Source organism: Limnohabitans rimovensis (SeqCode), assembly GCF_965234775.1.
In the GTDB taxonomy this organism is placed as follows: Bacteria; Pseudomonadota; Gammaproteobacteria; order Burkholderiales; family Burkholderiaceae_C; genus Limnohabitans; species Limnohabitans rimovensis.
The window spans coordinates 332,528-353,228 of record NZ_OZ248562.1 but is presented as its reverse complement, the minus strand read 5'-3'; the positions used below and the strand labels follow the sequence as shown (position 1 = coordinate 353,228).

The window sequence follows — 20,701 nt, the reverse complement described above, 5'->3', positions numbered from 1 at the left end:
TTGTACGATGTCTAACGCACCCAACCCCCTCTCCCCCCTGGCCAGCCCTGCCCACACGCCAACCACCCGGGGCACACCAGTGGTCACCCAGATGCGCGTCATCCCCGTCGCCGGGCGCGATGGGATGCTGCTCAACTTGAGCGGCGCGCACGGCCCGTTTTTCACCCGCAATTTGGTCATCCTCACCGACAGCGCCGGCCGCACGGGCGTGGGCGAGGTGCCGGGCGGCGAAAAAATCCGCAGCACCTTGGAGGCGGCGCGGGGCTTGATCGAAGGCGGATCGATTGGCGACTGGAACCGCGTGCTCAACCGCCTGCGCGAGCGCTTTGCCGGCCTGGACCAAGGCGGGCGCGGTAACCAAACCTTTGACCTGCGGGTGGCCATCCACGCCGTGACGGCGGTGGAAAGTGCCTTGCTCGATTTGCTTGGGCAATTTTTGGGCGTGCCGGTGGCGGCTTTGCTCGGTGACGGCCAGCAACGCGATCGGGTGCAGGTGCTGGGCTACTTGTTTTATCTGGGCGACCGGCGCAAAACCGACTTGCCCTACATCAGCGAACCGGATGCCGACAACGACTGGCAGCGCTTGCGCCATGAAGAAACCTTGACCCCCACGGCCATGGTGCGCCTGGCCGAGGCCGCACAAGACCGCTACGGCTTTCAAGACTTCAAGCTCAAGGGGGGCGTGCTCAGTGGCGCGGCCGAAATGGAGGCCATCGTGGCCTTGCACGAGCGCTTTCCCCAGGCCCGCATCACCTTGGACCCGAATGGCGGCTGGTTGCTCAAAGACGCGATTGCCCTGTGCCGCGACCGCCACCGCGAACTGGCCTATGCCGAAGACCCTTGCGGCGCGGAAGGGGTGTTTTCAGGGCGCGAGGTGATGGCCGAGTTCCGCCGCGCCACGGGCTTGCGCACCGCCACCAACATGGTGGCCACCGATTGGCGCGAAATGGCCCACGCCATCCAATTGCAGTCGGTCGACATCCCCCTGGCCGACCCGCACTTTTGGACGATGCAAGGCTCGGTGCGGGTGGCCCAAGCCTGCCAAACCTGGGGACTGACCTGGGGTTCTCATTCGAACAACCACTTCGATGTGTCACTGGCCATGTTCACCCATGTGGCGGCAGCCGCTCCCGGTCAAGTCACCGCCATCGACACCCACTGGATTTGGCAAGAAGGCCAGCGCCTCACCCGCGAACCCTTGCGCATCGAGGGGGGCTTCATCGACGTGCCCCAGCGCCCAGGGCTGGGCATTGACATCGACATGGCCCAAGTGGAAGCGGCGCACCAGTTGTATTTGCAGCACGGTCTGGGCGCCCGCGACGACGCCGTGGCCATGCAATACCTGATGCCGGGCTGGAAGTTCGACCTGAAAAAACCCTGCCTGGTGCGCTAGGTTTTCACCCCCTGCGGGGGGTCAAGAGCGGCACTGCCCCATGTCAGGCAACTGCTCGACCCACGCTTGGTAAACCGGCAAATTGATTTGCCGCATGGACGCGATAAAAGCGTTCCAATTGGGTTCTGGCAATTGACGGCACAGACGCCAAGCCAATTGGTTGGCAATGGCGGTTTCGCCATCGGCGATCTTCACCTGCAGCAAAGGAAAATTGTTGAAGTTGGTTTGAGAATAAATGTTGGCGTTCTCAGTAGCAATCCTTCGAATCACATCTTTGGTGTCGTCATTGATGGGTGTGCCCACCATGAAAACGCTGTGCAGCAAAATTTTGTTCCACCACACATTTTCATTGGCTTTGACGTACCCCCCTTGTGAGCCATTCTGATTGAATTGCATGTAAGCACGCTGCGAGATGCCGTAGTCGGCAAACACCCAGACCGTCATGATCAGCACCGCGCTGGCCATGCCCTTGAGCATGGTCGTGGAATAGCCATAGCTGCGCTCTATACCGGGCAGCAAAGCCAATGCAAAGGCAAACAAAAACAAAAACAAGGCATGCCACAAGGGGTATTCCAGCATGCTGTGGATGCCCAAAGACATCGCTATGGCCAGCGCCACCACCTCATGCGCACGGGTGAATTGCCAAGGCTTGACTTTGAACACCAAGTGGGCCACGAAGGCCAGCAAGGCCAGACTGCCCAAGACGCCCAATTCGACCTGAATTTGCAACAACAAATTGTGTGCATGGTCCACCGGCTCGGCAATGCCAGGCATCAATACCTCGCTGACCTGCAAGCGACGCCAACCCACACCCAACCAGGGAGCCGACTCGATCATCAAGCCAATGTCTTGCCAAATGCGCAAACGGTGTGCGCTCGATCGGCTCACCGCATCGGTTGATTCACCCACCATCTGCGCGCTCACCACGTTTTGGCTGCTCAATATCTCACCCACGCCAATCGCCACCAACAACCACACGGGAACAGCCACCCACACCCAATGAATGGCCAAGCGCTTGCGCATCACCAGCAACACCAGGCCCAAGGCCAGCACCTCGACATAGCCGGTGCGCGAGCTGGTTCCCATGATGGCCAAGAGCAAAAAAGCCATGACCAACCCACGCCAGCGAGAGGGCGCTGCAGCCTTGTCCACTTGGTTGGGATGCCAAAACATCAGGCTCACCAAAGCGCAAACCATCAATGAAGCGGCCAAATTGGGTTGAGATAAAAAGCCACCATGGCGGGGAAAGCTGGCGGACTTGGGCAACCAGGGGGACAAAAAATCTTGCCAACCAAGCATTTGCAACACAACGCCGATGGCGGTCATCAAGCCCCCGGCCAAAACGGCGAGCATGAAAGCTTGGGCCAATTCAGAGACTTTTCCAGCCTGGGTCCACATGCGCACCCAAGCTGTCAGCAGAACCACGGCCACCAAATAAGAAATGCTGATCAAAAAGTGGCTGAAGTAGGCCGTGTTGATTTGCAGCGCATATTGGGCACACGCAAGAACCAGCCAAAAACCACACAACAGGCTCAGGCCATTGAAGCCAAAGCGGCGGTTTTCCTGCGGCACGCTCCAATGGGTCAGCCAGCCAAACACACCCAAGCCCAGAAAAGCCAACAAATCAGAGTTGATCCTGGGCGTGATGGGGTTGATCATGGGCATGGCGGCCACAGCAATCATCAAAAAAATTGATAAAAAGGGTAATGAAATGAAATTGTTCATTTAAGTCCTTAAAGTTCTATTTTTAACAGCTATTGTGAAATTATATAGTACTTTAAAACTATTTCAATTTAAAAGTAAATCTATTTGAAACATTTTTCTATATTTCAATAACCAAAGACCCCATTTCAGACGGAAAAGGGGTGGTTAAACCACCCCTAGAGACCAGTTTCTGAGGCCTGCGAGGGCCCATGACCATGTCCGAAACTGACCATTCCCAATCCCAGACCCTGCGTAACATCCAGGCGTGTCAACCCACAACCTGCCTCTGAACCCGAGCGCCTGCTACCAAGCTTTGCGCGCGCGCGATGCCCGCTTTGACGGGCTTTTTTTCTTTGGCGTGCAAAGCACCGGCATTTACTGCCGGCCGGTGTGCAAAGCGCGCACACCTTTGGCGCGAAATTGCCACTTTTTCACCCACCCCGCCCAAGCCGAAGGGGCGGGTTTCAGGCCTTGTCTGCGCTGCCGCCCCGAGTTGGCGCCCGGCCAACCCTGGCGTTGGTCCACCCAAGATGCCAGCCAGATGCTGGCGCACCAAGCCCTGGCCTGGATGGATCAGCGCACACCCCAAGAGGGCCCATGGGCCGTGCAGGCTTTGGCCACGCGCCTGGGCGTGAGCGATCGCCATTTGCGCCGCATCTTGCACACCCACGTGGGTGTCACGCCGTCTCAATATCGCCAAACCCAACGCTTATTACGGGCCAAGCAACTGTTGATGGACACGCGCCTGCCCATGGCGAGGGTGGCCTTGCTCAGCGGGTTTTCCTCAGCCCGCCAATTCAACCGCGCTTTTGCGCTGCATTACCAACTCAATCCCACGCAATGCCGCGCCAGCAGGTCAAGCGCAGACACCACGCGCATTCGCCTGTCCTACCGCCCCCCGTTTGACCACCCAGCCATGTTGGCTTTTTGGCGCCAACGCGCCGTGCCTGGTTTGGAGTGGTGTGAAGCCCCTGCGGCGGGGGATGACACCTTCAGCCGCATCCTGGCCGTGGAAACGCCCGCAGGCTTGTGCCATGGCTGGCTGCGTTTGCAGTTTGATGCCACCCGGCATGAAGTGGGTCTTCAAATCAGCGACTCGTTTTGGCCCCATTTATCAGCTGTGCTCACCCGGGTGCGCTGGGCTTTGGACTTGGATGCCGACCCTTCGGCCATGGAAGCCGTTTTGCAAGCCGATTTCCCCCGAGGCTGCGGTATTCGCGTGCCCGGTGCCTGGAACGGTTTCGAGCTGGCCGTGCGCGCCGTGCTGGGGCAACAGGTCAGCGTGGCCGCAGCGCGCACCTATGCCCAACGTTTGGTGCACAGCCTGGGCACGCCGGTCAGCACCCCTTGGGCCGCACTGACCCATGCCTTTCCCACGCCAGATCAGGTGCTGGCCGCCAGTTCCAACCAGTTGGGCGAGCTGGGCATCGTCAAACAGCGGCAAAAAGCCTTGCATGCCTTGGCGCAAGCGGTATCGGCGGGATTGGATTTGAACCCCGGCGCCCATGTGGCTGAGCGCGTGCAAGCGCTGCTGGCCTTGCCCGGCATTGGCGCGTGGACGGCGCAGTACATTGCCATGCGTGCCCTGCGCTGGCCCGATGCATTTCCCGCCGGGGACTTGGTGGTGCAACAACGCCTGGGCGTGCGCGCTGCGCCCAACCCGGCGCGTGCGGCCAGCGAACGCGCCCTGCGTTGGCAACCTTGGCGCAGCTATGCCGTGTTGCGGCTTTGGCAAACACTGGAGACATGATGCTGGTATGTAAAACGATTCGCACCCCCCAAGGGCCTATGCTGCTCGCCGCCAGTGAAGACGGCTTGGCCGGGGCTTGGTTTGAAGGCCAAAGCCACCACCCCGATGCAAATGATTGGCCGGTGGTGCGCGAGCAACGCTGGATCGACCGGGCTGAACAAGAGTTGACCGCTTATTTCAAAGGCGAAGTGCAGGTGTTCAATACCCCGCGTGTGCCCGCCTGGGGAACGGCATTTCAACAAAGCGTGTGGCGGGCCTTGTGTGCCATTCCCCACGGCAGCACATGCAGTTACGGCCAACTCGCCGCTCGGCTGAACAAACCGCTGGCGGTGCGCGCCGTGGGCGCGGCCGTGGGCCGCAACCCCTGGAGCGTGATCGTGCCCTGCCACCGGGTGCTCGGTGCGCAAGGCCAGTTGACCGGTTATGCGGGGGGCTTGGAGAGAAAGCGCGCCTTGCTCATATTAGAGGGTGTGGCGCTTTAAGCCACGCCCGATTGGACACATCGGGTGGCCACAGACGTCGGGCTGAGGAGGTGGCGCAACATGCTCTCCGGGCCACACGGCATCGATGCGACTCAAGGCTTTGAAGCATGCCGCTGCCTCAGTGCAGCAATAAACTGGCTTATGCAGCGTCTGGTTGCTGCGCGGGTGCCGCTTTTTGAAAAGCCTCCAAGGCCATGCAAGCCGCATCCACCGCCGTGATGAGCGGCCAGCGCGCCATGTCCAGCTTGAAGCGGCGTGCGCTTTCGACCTGGGGCACCAAGTACACATCGGCCAAACCGGGGCGGTCGCCAAAGCTAAAGCCAGCGCGCTTTGGGTCTGCGGCCAGCAAAGCCTCGTAAGCATCAAAACCTTGGGTGATCCAGTGGCCGCACCAGGTGTTGATGGCGGCCTCGTCGGTTTTCAAGGTGTGGCGCAGGTATTCCAGGATGCGCCGGTTGTTGATGGGGTGGATGTCACAAGCCACCATCGCGGCCAAAGCGCGCACGCGGGCGCGGTCATCGGGCGTGGTGGGCAAGAGCGCTGGTGTGGGGTGGGTTTCTTCCAGCCACTCGATGATGGCCGGCGACTGGGTCATCACATGACCGTCTTTGACCAAGGTCGGCACCAAACCTTGCGGGTTCAAGGCCTTGTATGCGGCGCTTTGGTGCGCCTCGGTGCGCAGGTCCACCGCCACATATTCGGTGGCCAAGCCTTTGAGGTTCAAGGCGATGCGCAAGCGGTGCGAGGTGCCCGAGCGAAAAAAGCTATAGAGCTGCATGGGGCTTCAGGCGCGGACTTCGTAAACACCCAACTTGCGGTGCAGGGGCGCTTCGTCGGCCAAGAAGAAGAAGGCCGGTTGGCTGCTGGAGCGGTTGCTCACGGTGACCGGGGTGTAACCCGGTGCGCAACAGGTATCGGCCTCGACCAGGTGGAATTTTTGCGCTTCGATGGCCACATCGGCTTGGCCTTCGATCAAATGGAACACGCAAGCGGGCGAGCGGGCGGGCATTTGCAGGGTTTGGCCCGGGCGCAGCATCATGGCGTAAAAGCCCAAGATGTTTTCCACATCCGTGCCGGTGTCGGGGTTGACATAGGTGATTTGCACCGAAGGCTCTTGCGGGTTGTCCTGCGACAGGGTCAGCAAGGCTGCACGTGCTTGGTCCCAGGGGTAGCGCAGCATTGGATAGGGCTTGCTGCCGCGCACAAACATGCGGGTGGGCGCCATGCCGCCGTGGGCATAAATGCGGTCACCGCGACCAGGCACCGTGGTTTGGGCGTCGCCGTTGACGTGGTAAGAGGTCTCGAGGTAATAAATGATGGGCAGGTCCAGCACATCCAACCACACCACCGGGTCGGTGCCATCGTGGCCATGCTCGTGCCACAAGCCGGTGGGGGTGAGGATCAGGTCACCCCGGCTCATCGGGCATTTTTCGCCGTCGACCGTGGTGTAAGCGCCCTCGCCTTCAACGATCATGCGCACCGCGTTGGGTGTATGACGGTGTGAAGGTGCCCACTCGCCGGGCAACAGCAACTGCATGCCCAAATAGATGGCTGCGCTGGCTTGCATCTTGTCCAGGCCGTGGCCCGGGTTGGCCAGCACCAAAACGCGGCGCTCGGCTTTTTCGATGGGGGTGAGTTCGCCCGCTTGCAACAACAAGGGTTTGATGTCTTTGTAAGCCCAATGGGTGGCGCGGGTGTTGGGCCGGGGCTTGGTGGGGGGCAACACACCGCGCAGGCTGGGCCACAGCGGAACCAGGTTGTGCGAAGCCAAGGCCTCCACATATTCGGTGGGCAAATCGGCCAAACTGCCGAGGTCGTTCATTGCGTTCATCCAAGTCTCCTAGTGTGTCAATGGGCGGCCAAACAGTTGGCCACATTCCAACCGTACAACCATTCGAGGGCGTCATAAAAACGCTCGGGGCTGCGCCCGCGCCACAGGTCGTTGCGCACCAAGCGCTCGACGTCCTTGACGTGGAACAAGCGCCCCATCTCGCGTGCCGACAAAACGATGCGCGCGGTGCGCGCCACGCGCGAGCGCTGGTACAAATCAAAGGCGCTGACCCAGTCTTTATGGGTGACGCGCAAAGCCTCGCCCAAGGTGACGGCGTCTTCCATGGCCATGCACCCACCCTGGGCCATGTACTGGGTGGTGGGGTGGGCGGCGTCTCCCAACAAGGTGACGCGGCCATACGACCATTGGCCAATCGGGTCGCGGTCGGCCGTGGCCCAGCGCCGCCACGATTTGGGCAAATCGATGAGCTGGCGCGCCTTGGGGCAAATGCCTTCAAAGTAACTGAGCACCTCTTCGCGGCTGCCGTCGGTCACGCCCCACTCTTCGGTTTGGCGGCTGTGGAAGGTGACCACCACGTTGTATTGCTCACCCCCACGCAGCGGGTAGTGCACCAAATGGCAATTGGGGCCGACCCAAATGCTGGCCGCGTTCCATTGCAAGTCCACTGGGAATTCATTTTTTTCGACCACGGCGCGGTACACCACATGGCCGGTCACCCGCGCGGGGTCGCCCACATATTGCTCGCGCACCACAGATTTCACGCCGTCGGCACCGATCAGGGCTTGACCGTGGTGGGCGTTGCCATGTTGGTCGTACACCGTGACGCTGTCAGCGTTTTGCTCGGTGCGGACGATCCGGGTGGAGGTTAAAAACGACACCTGGTCTGAGGATTTGACGCCGTCATACAACGCCATGTGGGCATCGGCACGGTGGATCACCGCATAGGGGTTGCCAAAGCGCTGGCGAAAAGCTTCGCCGGTGGGGATGTAGCCCACCTGCTGCTCATCGATGGCGTCGTGCATCACCATGTAATCGGTGTACACCGCTTTGGAGCGGGCTTGCGGGCCCACACCCAGCGCATCAAAAGCGTGGAAGGCGTTGGGGCCCAATTGAATGCCCGCGCCAATTTCGCCAATTTCTGGCGATTGCTCAAACACCTTGACGCTGAAACCTTGGCGAACCAGCGCCAATGCCGCTGCCAAACCACCGATACCGCCGCCGGCCACCAACACCGGCATAGCTTGCTTGTTGCTCATGAACCAATCCTCATCATGCGACAAGTTTAGTGGACGCCACAGTCGCCAGCGCGCTGGCTGTCACAAACCCAACAAGCGCACCGCATTGCCCTTCAAAATGCCGGGCATCACTTCGGGCTTGAACCCAGCCACCTCAAAGTCTTTCATCCAGCGCTCGGGCGTGATCAAGGGGTAATCGCTGCCAAACAGCACCCGGTCTTTGAGCAAGGTGTTGGCGTACTGAACCAATTGCTTGGGAAAGTACTTGGGGCTCCAGCCTGAGAGGTCGATCCACACATTGGGTTTGTGCGTGGCCACCGACAGCGCCTCGTCTTGCCAGGGAAAGCTGGGGTGGGCCATGACGATTTGCATGTCGGGCCAGTCGATCGCCACATCGTCCAGGTGCATGGGGTTGCTGTAGGCCAAGCGCAATCCGCCGCCGCAGCGCATGCCCGAGCCGATGCCACTGTGGCCGGTGTGAAAAATGGCCGGTAGTTTGTGGTGGTTGATGACGTCATAGATGGGCCAGGCCATCTTGTCGTAAGGGTGGTAGCCCTGCACCGTTGGGTGAAACTTGAAGCCGCGCACACCTTCTTTTTCGATCAAGCGTTCGGCCTCGCGCGCACCCATCTTGCCTTTGTGCGGGTCGATGCTGGCAAAGGCAATCATCATGTCGCTGTTGTCGCGCGCGGCCTGGGCGATTTCTTCATTCGGGATGCGGGTGCGGCCCAATTGAGATTCGCTGTCCACGGTGAACATCACCAAGCCCAGTTTGTGCTCGCGGTAATAGGCCACCGTCTCGGCAATGGTGGGGCGGCGGTTGGAGCCAAAGAATTTGTCGGCGGCGCGGTCGTATTCCTCGCCATAGTTGTCGAACGGGTTGCGGCAACTCACCTCGGCATGGGTGTGGATGTCGATGGCGATCAAATTGGCGTGGTCCATGGTTTCTCCATTGGTTGATGTGCAGGCCATTCCCAGTTCCTAGGGAAAACACGGGGATTTGCCACCCCTTGTTGGCTTGAAATAGTTATAAAACATAACCATAATCGATTTAAACGACTTTGACAACCAGGATCCACCCCATGCCCTCTGCCCACCTGCACATCGAACACCGCGACGCTGTGGCCCTGGTGCGACTGACGCGCCCGCTCAAGCGCAATGCCTTGAACGATGGCTTGATCGCCGATTTGCAGCAGGCTTTTGACCACATGCCTTCCTCGATACGCGCCGCGGTGTTGCATGGTGAGGGCGATCACTTTTGCGCTGGCCTGGACCTGAGCGAACTGCAAGAACGCGACGCCGGCCAAGGCATGATGCATTCGCGCACCTGGCACCGCGCCCTGGACGCGATGCAATTCGGCCCGGTACCCGTCATTGCGGCTTTGCACGGCGCCGTGGTTGGCGGCGGGTTGGAGTTGGCCAGCGCCTGCCACATCCGGGTGGCCGATGAAAGCGCGTTTTACGCCTTGCCCGAGGGCACGCGCGGCATTTTTGTCGGTGGCTCGGGGGCGGTGCGCATCCCCAAACTGATTGGCGTGGCGCGCATGACCGACATGATGATGACCGGGCGCGTGTACAACGCCACCGACGGCGAGCGCCTGGGCTTTGCCCAATACCTGGTGCCCACCGGCAGCGCTTTGGACAAGGCGCTGGAGTTGGCCCAGCGCGTGGCCACCAATGCCCCACTGACCAATTACGCCTTGATGCATGCCCTGCCCCGCATCGCCGAACAATCGGCCGATCACGGCTTGTTCACCGAATCCATGATCTCGGCCATCACCCAAGCCGCCCCCGAGGCCAAGCAGCGGGTGCGCGACTTTTTAGAAGGCCGCGCGGCCAAGGTGCAAAAAGCATGAATACCAGCGCCAGCCCCCGCTACCGCGCCATGCGCTTTGGCGTGACCGAGGTGGATGTGCGCCATGCCCCCGGCGGTGTGCAGTATGTGCGCGGCGTGGGCGAACTCGCACCCCCCCCCGATCGCATGACCGACCGCTTGTTGCATTGGGCCAGCTTGGCCCCCGATCGCAGCTTGTTTGCGCGCCGCGAAGCCGCCGCCGGGGGAGAGCGCGGGGACTGGCAGCACATCAGCTACGCCCAGGCGGTGGACTGGGCACGTCGCATTGGCCAGGCTTTGCTCGAGCGCGGCTTGGGCCCCGAGCGGCCGGTGGTGATCTTGTCGGAAAACAGCCTAGAGCACGCCATGCTGGCCCTGGCCTGTGTGTATGTGGGTGTGCCCTATTGCCCGGTGTCGCCGGCGTATTCGCTGATCAGCCAAGACTTTGAAAAGCTGCGCCACATCTTGGATTTGCTGCAACCCGGCCTGGTGTTTGCCAGCGACGCCCAGCGCTATGGCAAGGCCATCCACGCCACCGTGGCGGCCGATGTGGAAGTGGTGCTGCACGATGGCGTTTTGAGTGAACGCCCCACCACCTCTTTGGCGACTTTGATGGCCACCCCGGCCACGGCGGCGGTCGATGCAGCCATGCGCGCCACGGGCCCCGACACGGTGGTGAAGTTTTTGTTCACCTCAGGCTCGACCAAGCTGCCCAAAGGGGTGATCAACACCCAGCGCATGTGGTGCGCCAACCAACAGCAAATGTGCCAGTCCATGCCCTTGCTGACCGAAGAGCCGCCGGTGTTGGTCGACTGGCTGCCGTGGAACCACACCTTTGGCGGCAACCACAATGTGGGCCTGACGATTTACAACGGTGGCACTTTGTTCATCGACGACGGCAAGCCCACCCCCGCCTTGATGGGCGAGACCCTGCGCAACCTGCGCGAGGTGGCACCCACCATTTACTTCAATGTGCCCACCGGCTTTGAGGCCATCTCCAACGCCTTGCAAACCGACGACGCGCTGCGGCGCAATTTGCTCAGCCGGGTGCGCATGTTTTTCTACTCGGGCGCGGCCCTGGCCCAACCCATTTGGGACCGTTTGCACGCAGCCCAAGAGCGCGAGGTCGGCGAGCGCATCGTCATGGGCACGGGCCTGGGCATGACCGAATCCGGCCCCTTCGCGGTGTTTGTGCCCAACCACCATGTGCGCGCTGGCGACTTGGGCCTGCCCACCGTGGGCATGACGCTGAAATTGGTCCCCATGGGCGACAAAACCGAGGTGCGCTACCACGGCCCCAACATCACGCCCGGCTACTGGCGCTCACCCCAAGAAACCGCCGACGCTTTTGACGAAGAAGGTTTTTTCTGCACCGGCGACGCGGTGCAATGGATCGACCCCGCCCGCCCCGAGTTGGGCCTGAAATTCGATGGCCGCATCGCCGAGGACTTCAAGCTGGCCACCGGCACCTTTGTCAGCGTCGGCCCCTTGCGCGCCAAAATCATCGCTGCGGCTGCGCCGTATGTGCAAGACGCGGTGATCACTGGCATCAACCTCAACCAAGTGGGGGCCATGCTGTTTCCCACACCCGCCCTGCGCCAATTGGCCGCTTTGGACGCCAGCGCCCCCATGGCCGATGTGGTCGCCAGCGCCCCCGTACAAGCGCATTTTCAAGGGGTGATCAACCGCTTGGCCGCCCAAGCCACCGGCAGCGCCAACCGGGTGGCGCGGGCCATCATCTTGACCGAGCCCCCGTCGATCGACAAAGGCGAGGTCACCGACAAAGGCTCGATCAACCAGCGTGCTGTGCTCAAGCACCGCGACAGCTTGGTGCAAGCCTTGCATGCCGGACAGGCCGAGCACACCTGGCTGCCCCAGGCTTGAACTGAGCGATTTTTCCCCCAAGACAGACAACCCCTTTTTCAACCCACCCCGCTTTACACCCACAGGAGACAAACCATGCAACAACGACGCGACTTCCTCAAACACGCTGCCACCCCACTGGCCCTGGCCGCCTTGAGCCCGCTGCAAGCCTGGGCACAAAACACCAGCTTGCCCCTGGAACAAGTGAAGATCGTCAACGGCTTTCCCGCTGGCGGCACGGCCGACGTGACCAGCCGCCGCATCGGTGACAAATTGGCCGGATCGGCCTACTCGCGCGGCCCCGGCGTGGTGGAAAACAAAACGGGTGCAGCCGGTCGCATCGCGGTGGACGCCGTGAAAAATGCGGCCCCCGATGGCGCCACCTTGCTGCTCACACCCTACTCCATGATGTCGATTTACCCGCACATCTACAGCAAGCTGTCTTACGACCCGTTCAAAGACTTTGTGCCCGTGTGCCTGGGCTCCATGCTGTCGCACGGCTTGGCCGTCGGGCCGATGGTTCCGGCCAGCGTGAAAACCGTCAACGACTACCTGGCCTGGGCCCGCGCCAACCCCAAAGACGCCAACTACGGCTCGCCCGCTGCAGGCTCCACACCCCACTTTTTGGGCGCCTTGATGGGCCTGAGCCAAAACGTGGACTTGAAGCACGTGCCCTACCGCGGCTCAGTCCCCGGCGTGGCCGACATGATTGGCGGCCAGTTGGCATCGATGGTGACACCGCATGGCGACTTCATCGCCAACCACAAGGCCGGCAAGATCCGCATCTTGGCCACGTCGGGCAAAACGCGTTCACCCTTTGTGCCCGAGGTGCCCACCTTCACCGAGCAAGGCTTCCCCGACTTGACGGTGGAAGAATGGTTTGGCTTTTACGCCCCCGCCAAAACACCTACCGCTGTGGTCAATGCCGCCAACGCCGCGATCAATGCGGCCCTCAAAGACCGCATGGTCATCGACAGCTTGGCCGTGTCAGGCCTGACCCCGCTGGGCGGCACACCCGATGACATGGCGCGCGACATGAAGCGCCAATACGACCACTGGGGCCCCATCGTCAAGCGCATTGGCTTCACCGCCGAGTCTTGATCCGCTTCGCGAACGCGCCATGAACCGCGCCGCTGCCGCACCCGATGCGCTGGCCCCGGGGGAGCCATCGGGCAAAGCCACCGGTGGCGTGCGCACCGATTTTTTGGATGGGCTGCTGGGCTACAACGCCCGGCGCACCAGCTTGCACCTGGTGGCTTCTTTTGTCCGCGACCTGGCGGATATGCAACTCAAACCCGTTGGGTTTTCGGTGCTGTGCTTGGTCGGGCACAACCCCGGCATCACCTCGCGCCAGCTGTGCCAAACCCTGGACATCCAAGCACCCAATTTGGTCGGTTTGGTCAGCGCCCTGACCGAGCGCGGTTGCCTGGAGCGCCTGCCCCACCCCACCGACGGCCGCGCCTGGGGCTTGCACCTGACCCCTGCCGGCGAAAGCCTGCTGGCACAGGCAGAAAGCCGCATTCTGGCCAGCGAACAACAAGCCTGCGCCGGTTTGAGCACCGCCGAACAAGCCACCCTCAAGCAATTGCTGCAAAAAATCTACCTGAGCTGAGTTGCGCCCACTCACGCCGGTTTGAGTGGCCCAACGTGGCCTGAAACCGCTGCGACAGCTGCGCACAATGGCACCCAAGCCTCGGGCCCATAATCGCCGCTTTGCCCCCAAGACTTGGTCGCTCAAATGCTGACCAGCGCACGGCGGGTACCCCGCCCACTTTCGCCATGCCCCTTGTCCAGCCATCCATTCCCTTGCTTCAGTGGCTGGGCACCTTGCTGTTGGCATTTTTGGGCGCGCAAACCTGTATTTGGCTCCACACGCCCATCCCCTGGATGCTCGGGCCCTTGATCGTCACCGCCTGTGCCAGCATGGCGGGCGCACCCACCTACAGTTGGTCGTTCATGCGCAAATCTGGACAAGCCACGATCGGCTTGTCTTTGGGCCTGTACTTCACCCCAGACATGGTGGCGCTGATTGGCCGCTTGTGGTGGGCCATTGGCTTGGCGATTGTTTGGTCGCTGGCCATGGGTTATGTGTGCGGCCTGTGGCTGTACCGCCTGAACAAGTCGCGCAACCCCGATTTGCAGCGCAGCACCACTTATTTTTCGGGGGCCATCGGTGGCGCCTCGGAGATGACCCAATTGGCCGAACGCATGGGCGGTCGCGCCGATTGGGTGGCCTCCGCACACAGCCTGCGGGTGTTGCTGGTGACCATCACCATTCCGTTTGCCATGCAGTGGGGGCAATTCAATGGGCATGCCATGTGGCAAAACAGCCCCGTCGCCTTTGACCCCCTGGGCTTGGCCGCGCTGGTCGTGTTGAGTGGCTTGTCGATTGCGCTGCTGCTGCGTTTTCATTCGGCCAACCCCTGGTTTTTGGGCAGCTTGGCGGTGGGCATTGCGGTCACCGCGATGGGCCAGAGTTGGACGTCCATCCCCAGCGCCATGTCGCAAGCGGCCCAATTGTTCATTGGCATCAGCCTGGGGGTTCAGTTCACCCCGCGTTTTTTGCGCACCGCGCCTCACTGGTTGGCCTCGGTGGGTGTGAGCACCTTGAGCATGATGGGCCTGTCGGTGCTGTTTTCTTGGTTGATTGCCCAAGCCATCGACTTGCCCACCGCCACCTTGGTGCTGGGCACCGCGCCCGGGGGCATGGCCGAGATGACCATCACCGCCAAGGTCTTGCAATTGGGCGTGCCCATCGTCACCGCTTTCCAAGTCAGCCGCTTGGTGGCCATCTTGGTTCTGGTTGGCCCTATTTACAGGTGGTGGGTCGAACCCAACAATGGGCCTGTCAAAACCACTGGATGATCCCGCCATGACCCAGCCCCTGTTTGCCAACGCCCCCTCCATTTGGCCGGTGGATGCCCCACGGGCCGTGCTCATCGCCCGCATCTGGGTCGCTGGCCGCGGGCCGGTGTTGGTGCGGGTACAGCCCGATGGCGTGTACGACTTGTCGGCCCTGGCCCTGACCAGCAGCGAATTGCTGGCCTTGCCCGATGCCGCCCAACGCGTGCGCGACCTGTCGGCCCCGCGCTTGTGTGACACCGCCACCGTTTTAGCCGCCACCCACCCCGACCACGCGAACGACCACCCGATGTGCTTGCTCGCCCCGTGTGATTTGCAAGCCATCAAAGCCGCAGGGGTGACGTTTGTCGCCAGCATGCTCGAGCGGGTGATTGAAGAGCGCGCCCGGGGCGACGCCACCCAAGCCGAGGCCGCGCGCCGCGCGGTGGTGGCGGTGATGGGCGAAGACCTGAGCCAAGTGCGGCCAGGCTCGCCCCAGGCCGCGCAATTGAAGGCCGTGTTGCTGGCCCAGGGCATGTGGTCCCCATACTTGGAAGTGGGCATTGGCCCTGACGCCGAAATTTTCACCAAAGCGCCGTGCCTGAGCGCGGTGGGCTGGGGCAGCCAGGTGGGTATCCACCCCCAAAGCGAATGGAACAACCCCGAACCCGAAATCGTGCTGGCGGTCAACAGCCGCGGCGAAACCGTGGGCGCCACCTTGGGCAATGACGTCAACCTGCGCGACTTCGAAGGGCGCAGCGCTTTGTTGCTGGGCAAGGCCAAGGACAACAACGCGTCTTGTGCCATCGGCCCCTTCATCCGCTTGTTTGACGCGCACTTTGGCATCGACGACGTGCGCCAATGCGAGTTGTCGCTGCGCATTGAGGGCCACGATGGTTTTGTGCTGCAAGGCAGCAGCGCGCTGTCCAAAATCAGCCGCGACCCACTGGACCTGGTGGGCCAGGCCATGGGCCCCAACCACCAGTATCCCGACGGCATGATGCTGTTTTTGGGCACCATGTTTGCCCCCACCCAAGACCGCCCCTTGCCCGGCAAACCCGCCGGCCAAGGCTTTACCCACCAAGTGGGCGACGCGGTGCACATCTCCACCCCGCGCCTGGGTTGCCTGAGCAACCGCGTCAACACCAGCGACCAAGTGCGCCCATGGACTTATGGGCTGGGCCAACTCATGCGCGATCTGGCCGGGCGCGAGCCTCACGCCTGATGGCCCAGGGCTAGAACGTTTGGACCCGCGCCTGAACAGGGCTGAGGTCGGTGGCCAACACGCACAGCCTGGCGACATGGGGCTCAGGACGCGCCATTACACTCTCGCCTTTTGCAACGATCCCACAAGGAAAATCATGATCACCAACCCTTCCGGCCTGCAATACACCGATGACCACGTGGGCGAAGGCGCCCAGGCCAAATCCGGCGACGAAGTCACCGTCCACTACACCGGTTGGTTGTTTGCCGACGGCGAGCGCGGCGCCAAGTTCGACTCCAGCAAAGACCGCAACGACCCGTTTGAGTTTTCGCTGGGCGCGGGCATGGTGATCCGTGGTTGGGACGAAGGCGTGGCGGGCATGCACATTGGCGGCAAGCGCACGCTGCGCATCCCCCCCGACATGGGCTATGGCGCACGCGGCGCCGGCGGGGTGATTCCCCCCAACGCCACCTTGGAGTTTGAGGTGGAATTGCTGGCCATCGGCTGACAACTCCCGCTGACCCAGCGGGTCCCTGGCCACAACCCTTGGCAAGGATTTGCCTGGGCCCATGCGGGCTGACCCCGCCACCTGGTCAGCCTGCACGATGCACCAAGCCGGTGCCTTTGAGCGAAAAATGCCAAAACACGCAGCCCTGCTTGAAAAAGGGTTTCTTGCCCCCATGTGGGCGCAATCCCTTGATTGAATTTGTTTTTTTGCGAGATCAACCATGTCCGACCCCCAGCCCAACCCGGCCGCCGCAGCGCAACCACCTCATACCATGGCGAACGATGGCCAAGCTCACCCAGCAGCTGCCCCTTTGCCGGAGAGCCCGGTGGAAGACCCGATGAGCGTCTTGCAAGCCGAGCTGGCCATGGTCAAAGCCCAAAACACCGACCTGGCCGACCAGTTTCTGCGCGCCAAGGCCGAGGTGGAAAACGCCCGCCGCCGTGCCGACGAAGAGGTGTCCAAAGCGCGCAAATTCGCGGTGGAGTCGTTTGCCGAAAGCCTGTTGCCCGTGGCCGACAGCCTGACCGCGGGCTTGGCCATTGCCGACGCCAGCGCCGAGCAACTCCGCGAAGGCTCTGAAGCCACGCTGCGCCAGCTCAAAAGCGCCTTAGAGCGCCACAAAGTGATCGAAATCAACCCCGAAGCCGGGGCCAAGTTCGACCCGCACCAGCATCAAGCCATCTCGGTGGTGCCCGCTGAGCAAGAGCCCAACACCGTGGTCATGGTGTTGCAAAAAGGCTATCTGATTGCAGACCGGGTGCTGCGGCCCGCCCTGGTGACCGTCACGGCCCCCAAGTGATCCACCCACTGGGCACTTGAAATCCACCGACTTATCCACAGTTATTCAACATCGTTTCACACAGACCCCGGGCGTCAAACCCGCCGGTCCAACAGGAGTTAAAAATGGGAAGAATCATTGGCATTGACCTCGGCACCACCAATTCATGCGTGGCCATCATGGAAGGCAACACCACCAAGGTGATCGAGAACGCTGAAGGCGCTCGCACCACGCCGTCCATCATTGCGTACCAAGAAGATGGCGAAATTTTGGTCGGCGCGTCCGCCAAGCGCCAAGCAGTCACCAACCCGCGCAACACGCTGTACGCCGTCAAGCGCCTGATTGGCCGCAAGTTTGACGAAAAAGAAGTGCAAAAAGACATCAACATGATGCCTTACACCATCGCCAAAGCCGACAACGGCGACGCATGGGTGGAAGTGCGTGGCCAAAAAATGGCGCCACCCCAAATCAGCGCTGAAATCTTGCGCAAGATGAAGAAAACCGCCGAAGACTACCTGGGCGAAGAAGTCACCGAAGCGGTCATCACCGTCCCCGCTTATTTCAACGACGCGCAACGCCAAGCCACCAAAGACGCGGGGCGCATCGCTGGTTTGGATGTCAAACGCATCATCAACGAGCCCACGGCTGCCGCACTGGCTTTCGGTTTGGACAAAACCGAAAAAGGCGACCGCAAAATTGCCGTGTATGACTTGGGTGGCGGGACGTTTGACGTGTCCATCATCGAGATTGCCGACGTCGATGGCGAAAAACAATTTGAAGTGTTGTCGACCAACGGCGACACCTTCTTGGGCGGTGAAGACTTTGACCAACGCATCATCGACTTCATCATTGGCGAGTTCAAAAAGGACCAAGGCGTTGACCTGTCCAAAGACGTGCTGGCCCTGCAACGCCTGAAAGAGTCGGCAGAAAAGGCCAAGATCGAGCTGTCCTCTTCGGCCAGCACCGATGTCAACCTGCCCTACATCACCGCAGACGCCACCGGTCCCAAGCACCTGAATGTGAAACTCACCCGTGCCAAGCTGGAGCAATTGGTGGAAGAGTTGATCGAGCGCACCATCGCGCCTTGCCGCACCGCCATCAAAGACGCTGGCGTATCGGTGGGCGACATTGACGACGTGATTTTGGTCGGCGGCATGACCCGCATGCCCAAGGTGCAAGACAAGGTCAAAGAATTTTTCGGCAAAGAACCCCGCCGCGACGTCAACCCCGACGAAGCCGTGGCCGTGGGTGCTGCCATCCAAGGTCAAGTGCTGTCGGGTGACCGCAAAGACGTGCTGTTGCTGGACGTCACACCCTTGTCTTTGGGCATCGAAACCCTGGGCGGCGTGATGACCAAAATGATCGCCAAGAACACCACCATCCCCACCAAGTTTGCGCAGACCTTCTCCACCGCTGACGACAACCAACCTGCGGTGACCATCAAGGTCTACCAAGGCGAGCGTGAAATGGCTTCCGGCAATAAGAGCTTGGGTGAGTTCAACTTGGAGGGCATCCCCCCTGCCGCCCGTGGCACGCCGCAAATCGAGGTGAGCTTTGACATCGACGCCAACGGCATCTTGCACGTGGGCGCCAAAGACAAAGCCACCGGCAAAGAAAACAAAATCACCATCAAAGCCAACTCGGGCTTGAGCGAAGCCGAGATCCAGCAAATGGTCAAAGACGCCGAACTCAACGCCGCTGAGGACAAGAAGAAGCTCGCCATGGTGCAAGCGCGCAACAGCGCCGAGGCCTCGGTGCACAGCGTGAAGAAGTCGCTCACCGAGCATGGTGACAAGATCGACGCCAGCGAAAAGGAAAAGATCGAAGCGGCGGTGAAAGACCTGGAAGAAACCCTCAAGGGTGAGGACACCGCAGCCATCGAAGCCAAAACCGAAGCGCTGATGACCGCCTCACAAAAGTTGGGCGAAAAAGTTTATGCCGACATGCAGGCGCAACAAGCCGCTGCGGGTGCATCCGCCGGTGCTGCGGGTACCGAAGCGGCCTAGCCCGCCGACGACAATGTGGTGGACGCCGAAGTCAAAGAGGTCAAAAAAGGCTGAACGGCCGCAACCCACCAGCCCACCGCGCTGCCCCTGTGAAAACAGGTCAGCGCGGTTTATTTGTTTAACCGCACCCCCTAGAGCTGCACCACACCATGGCCACCAAACGCGACTATTACGAAGTTCTGGGTGTTCCCAAAAACGCCAGCGACGAAGAGATCAAAAAATCCTATCGCAAACTGGCGATGAAGTTTCACCCTGACCGCAACCAGGGGGACGCCAGCGCCGAGGTGAAATTCAAAGAGGGCAAAGAAGCCTACGAAATGCTCTCTGACCCGGAAAAGCGCGCCGCCTACGACCAATACGGCCATGCGGGTGTGGACCCGAATATGCGCGGCGGTGGGGGATTTGGCGGGGCCGGTGGCGCTGGTTTTGCCGATGCCTTTGGCGATATTTTTGGCGACATCTTTGGCCAAGCCCGGCGCCAACAAGGTGGGCGCCAGGTGTTTCGCGGCAACGACCTCAGCTACGCCATGGACGTCACCCTGGAAGAAGCGGCATCGGGCAAAGACGCCCAAATCCGCATCCCCAGCTTCGACGAATGCGACACCTGCCACGGCAGCGGTGCCAAGCCTGGCACCTCGGCCAAAACCTGTGGCACCTGCCAAGGCAGCGGTCAGGTGCAAATGCGCCAAGGCTTTTTCAGCGTGCAACAAACCTGCCCGCATTGCCGGGGCACGGGCAAGATCATTCCCGACCCCTGCTCGCCATGCGGCGGCAACGGCAAGATCAAGAACCACAAAACCTTGGAAGTCAAAATCCCAGCGGGCATCGACAACGGCATGCGCATCCGCAGCACCGGCAACGGCGAACCCGGCACCAACGGTGGCCCACCCGGCGATTTGTACATCGAGATCCGCACCCAAAAGCACGATATTTTTGAGCGCGATGGCGACGACCTGCACTGCGCCGTGCCCATCAGCATGACCACCGCGGCCTTGGGCGGCGAGATCGCTGTGCCCACCTTGCAAGGCGAGGCAGCCATCGACCTGCCCGAAGGCACGCAAACCGGCAAGCAGTTTCGCTTGCGTGGCAAGGGCATCAAAGGCTTGCGCTCGACCTTTCCGGGCGACTTGTATTGCCACATCACCGTGGAAACACCGGTCAAACTCACTGAGCACCAGCGCAAGTTGTTGAAAGACCTGGACGAGTCCCTGAAAAAGGGAGGCGACAAGCACTCGCCCAACGAAAAGGGTTGGGCCGATAAATTGCGCAGCTTCTTCAATTGACACCGCACGCCATGGGGCACACACTCAC

At 61.2% G+C, this 20,701-nt stretch carries 18 protein-coding genes; 13 read left to right on the top strand and 5 right to left on the bottom strand.

Annotation, left to right across the window (positions count from 1 at the left end):
- Window positions 1–7: 7 nt before the first annotated feature.
- Entirely contained in the window at window positions 8–1,393 is a 1,386-nt protein-coding gene (gudD, locus tag AC8GFZ_RS01710; protein WP_506641726.1) for a glucarate dehydratase, read from the top strand.
- A 21-nt stretch (window positions 1,394–1,414) separates the two neighbouring features.
- Here gudD and AC8GFZ_RS01705 read toward each other — a convergent pair whose 3' ends face one another.
- The gene (locus tag AC8GFZ_RS01705; RefSeq protein WP_506641724.1) at window positions 1,415–3,076 is read right to left on the bottom strand and encodes an O-antigen ligase family protein; all 1,662 of its coding nucleotides are present in this window, start codon (window positions 3,074–3,076) and stop codon (window positions 1,415–1,417) included.
- Window positions 3,077–3,362: 286 nt separating this feature from the next.
- Between AC8GFZ_RS01705 and AC8GFZ_RS01700 the strand changes: the two genes are divergently transcribed.
- Both AC8GFZ_RS01700 and AC8GFZ_RS01695 read left to right on the top strand, forming a co-directional pair.
- The gene (locus AC8GFZ_RS01700; protein WP_506641722.1) at window positions 3,363–4,847 is read left to right on the top strand and encodes an Ada metal-binding domain-containing protein; all 1,485 of its coding nucleotides are present in this window, start codon (window positions 3,363–3,365) and stop codon (window positions 4,845–4,847) included.
- A complete protein-coding gene (locus AC8GFZ_RS01695) occupies window positions 4,847–5,329 on the top strand; it encodes a methylated-DNA--[protein]-cysteine S-methyltransferase (RefSeq protein WP_506641720.1) in 483 nt (160 codons plus the stop codon). Before AC8GFZ_RS01700 ends, AC8GFZ_RS01695 begins: the two co-directional genes overlap by 1 nt.
- A 139-nt stretch (window positions 5,330–5,468) precedes the next feature.
- Here AC8GFZ_RS01695 and maiA read toward each other — a convergent pair whose 3' ends face one another.
- Genes maiA through AC8GFZ_RS01675 form a run of 4 tightly spaced genes read right to left on the bottom strand, consistent with a single transcriptional unit; the run spans window position 5,469 to window position 9,298 of the window.
- Window positions 5,469–6,107, bottom strand: coding sequence for a maleylacetoacetate isomerase (gene maiA, locus AC8GFZ_RS01690; RefSeq protein ID WP_506641718.1), 639 nt, complete (start codon window positions 6,105–6,107; stop codon window positions 5,469–5,471).
- Between the two features lie 6 nt (window positions 6,108–6,113).
- Window positions 6,114–7,151, bottom strand: coding sequence for a cupin domain-containing protein (locus tag AC8GFZ_RS01685; protein ID WP_506644190.1), 1,038 nt, complete (start codon window positions 7,149–7,151; stop codon window positions 6,114–6,116).
- A 26-nt stretch (window positions 7,152–7,177) separates the two neighbouring features.
- Complete coding sequence (locus AC8GFZ_RS01680; RefSeq protein ID WP_506641716.1) at window positions 7,178–8,377, bottom strand: 3-hydroxybenzoate 6-monooxygenase; 1,200 nt, start codon at window positions 8,375–8,377, stop codon at window positions 7,178–7,180.
- Between the two features lie 60 nt (window positions 8,378–8,437).
- Window positions 8,438–9,298 (bottom strand): amidohydrolase family protein, encoded by an 861-nt coding sequence (locus AC8GFZ_RS01675; protein WP_506641714.1) that lies wholly within the window; start codon window positions 9,296–9,298, stop codon window positions 8,438–8,440.
- 140 nt (window positions 9,299–9,438) lie between these two features.
- Here AC8GFZ_RS01675 and AC8GFZ_RS01670 point away from each other — a divergent pair, with 140 nt between their 5' ends.
- The 10 genes from AC8GFZ_RS01670 to dnaJ all read left to right on the top strand — a co-directional run bounded on the left by AC8GFZ_RS01670 (window position 9,439) and on the right by dnaJ (window position 20,673).
- The gene (locus tag AC8GFZ_RS01670; RefSeq protein ID WP_506641712.1) at window positions 9,439–10,212 is read left to right on the top strand and encodes a crotonase/enoyl-CoA hydratase family protein; all 774 of its coding nucleotides are present in this window, start codon (window positions 9,439–9,441) and stop codon (window positions 10,210–10,212) included.
- A complete protein-coding gene (locus AC8GFZ_RS01665; RefSeq protein ID WP_506641710.1) occupies window positions 10,209–12,074 on the top strand; it encodes a feruloyl-CoA synthase in 1,866 nt (621 codons plus the stop codon). Before AC8GFZ_RS01670 ends, AC8GFZ_RS01665 begins: the two co-directional genes overlap by 4 nt.
- A 75-nt stretch (window positions 12,075–12,149) precedes the next feature.
- Window positions 12,150–13,154: a Bug family tripartite tricarboxylate transporter substrate binding protein gene (locus AC8GFZ_RS01660; RefSeq protein ID WP_506641708.1), complete on the top strand. Its 1,005-nt coding sequence runs from the start codon at window positions 12,150–12,152 to the stop codon at window positions 13,152–13,154.
- Between the two features lie 19 nt (window positions 13,155–13,173).
- Window positions 13,174–13,665 (top strand): MarR family winged helix-turn-helix transcriptional regulator, encoded by a 492-nt coding sequence (locus AC8GFZ_RS01655; RefSeq protein WP_506641706.1) that lies wholly within the window; start codon window positions 13,174–13,176, stop codon window positions 13,663–13,665.
- A 167-nt stretch (window positions 13,666–13,832) separates the two neighbouring features.
- On the top strand, window positions 13,833–14,918 hold the full coding sequence (locus AC8GFZ_RS01650; protein WP_506641704.1) for an AbrB family transcriptional regulator: 1,086 nt from the start codon (window positions 13,833–13,835) through the stop codon (window positions 14,916–14,918).
- 7 nt (window positions 14,919–14,925) lie between these two features.
- Window positions 14,926–16,119, top strand: a complete 1,194-nt coding sequence (locus AC8GFZ_RS01645; protein ID WP_506641702.1) for a fumarylacetoacetate hydrolase family protein — start codon at window positions 14,926–14,928, stop codon at window positions 16,117–16,119.
- 136 nt (window positions 16,120–16,255) lie between these two features.
- Complete coding sequence (locus tag AC8GFZ_RS01640; protein WP_506641700.1) at window positions 16,256–16,606, top strand: FKBP-type peptidyl-prolyl cis-trans isomerase; 351 nt, start codon at window positions 16,256–16,258, stop codon at window positions 16,604–16,606.
- Between the two features lie 220 nt (window positions 16,607–16,826).
- On the top strand, window positions 16,827–17,405 hold the full coding sequence (grpE, locus tag AC8GFZ_RS01635) for a nucleotide exchange factor GrpE (RefSeq protein WP_506641698.1): 579 nt from the start codon (window positions 16,827–16,829) through the stop codon (window positions 17,403–17,405).
- Between the two features lie 104 nt (window positions 17,406–17,509).
- The gene (gene dnaK / locus AC8GFZ_RS01630; RefSeq protein ID WP_506641696.1) at window positions 17,510–19,390 is read left to right on the top strand and encodes a molecular chaperone DnaK; all 1,881 of its coding nucleotides are present in this window, start codon (window positions 17,510–17,512) and stop codon (window positions 19,388–19,390) included.
- Between the two features lie 149 nt (window positions 19,391–19,539).
- On the top strand, window positions 19,540–20,673 hold the full coding sequence (gene dnaJ, locus AC8GFZ_RS01625) for a molecular chaperone DnaJ (RefSeq protein ID WP_506641695.1): 1,134 nt from the start codon (window positions 19,540–19,542) through the stop codon (window positions 20,671–20,673).
- Window positions 20,674–20,701 lie beyond the last annotated feature (28 nt).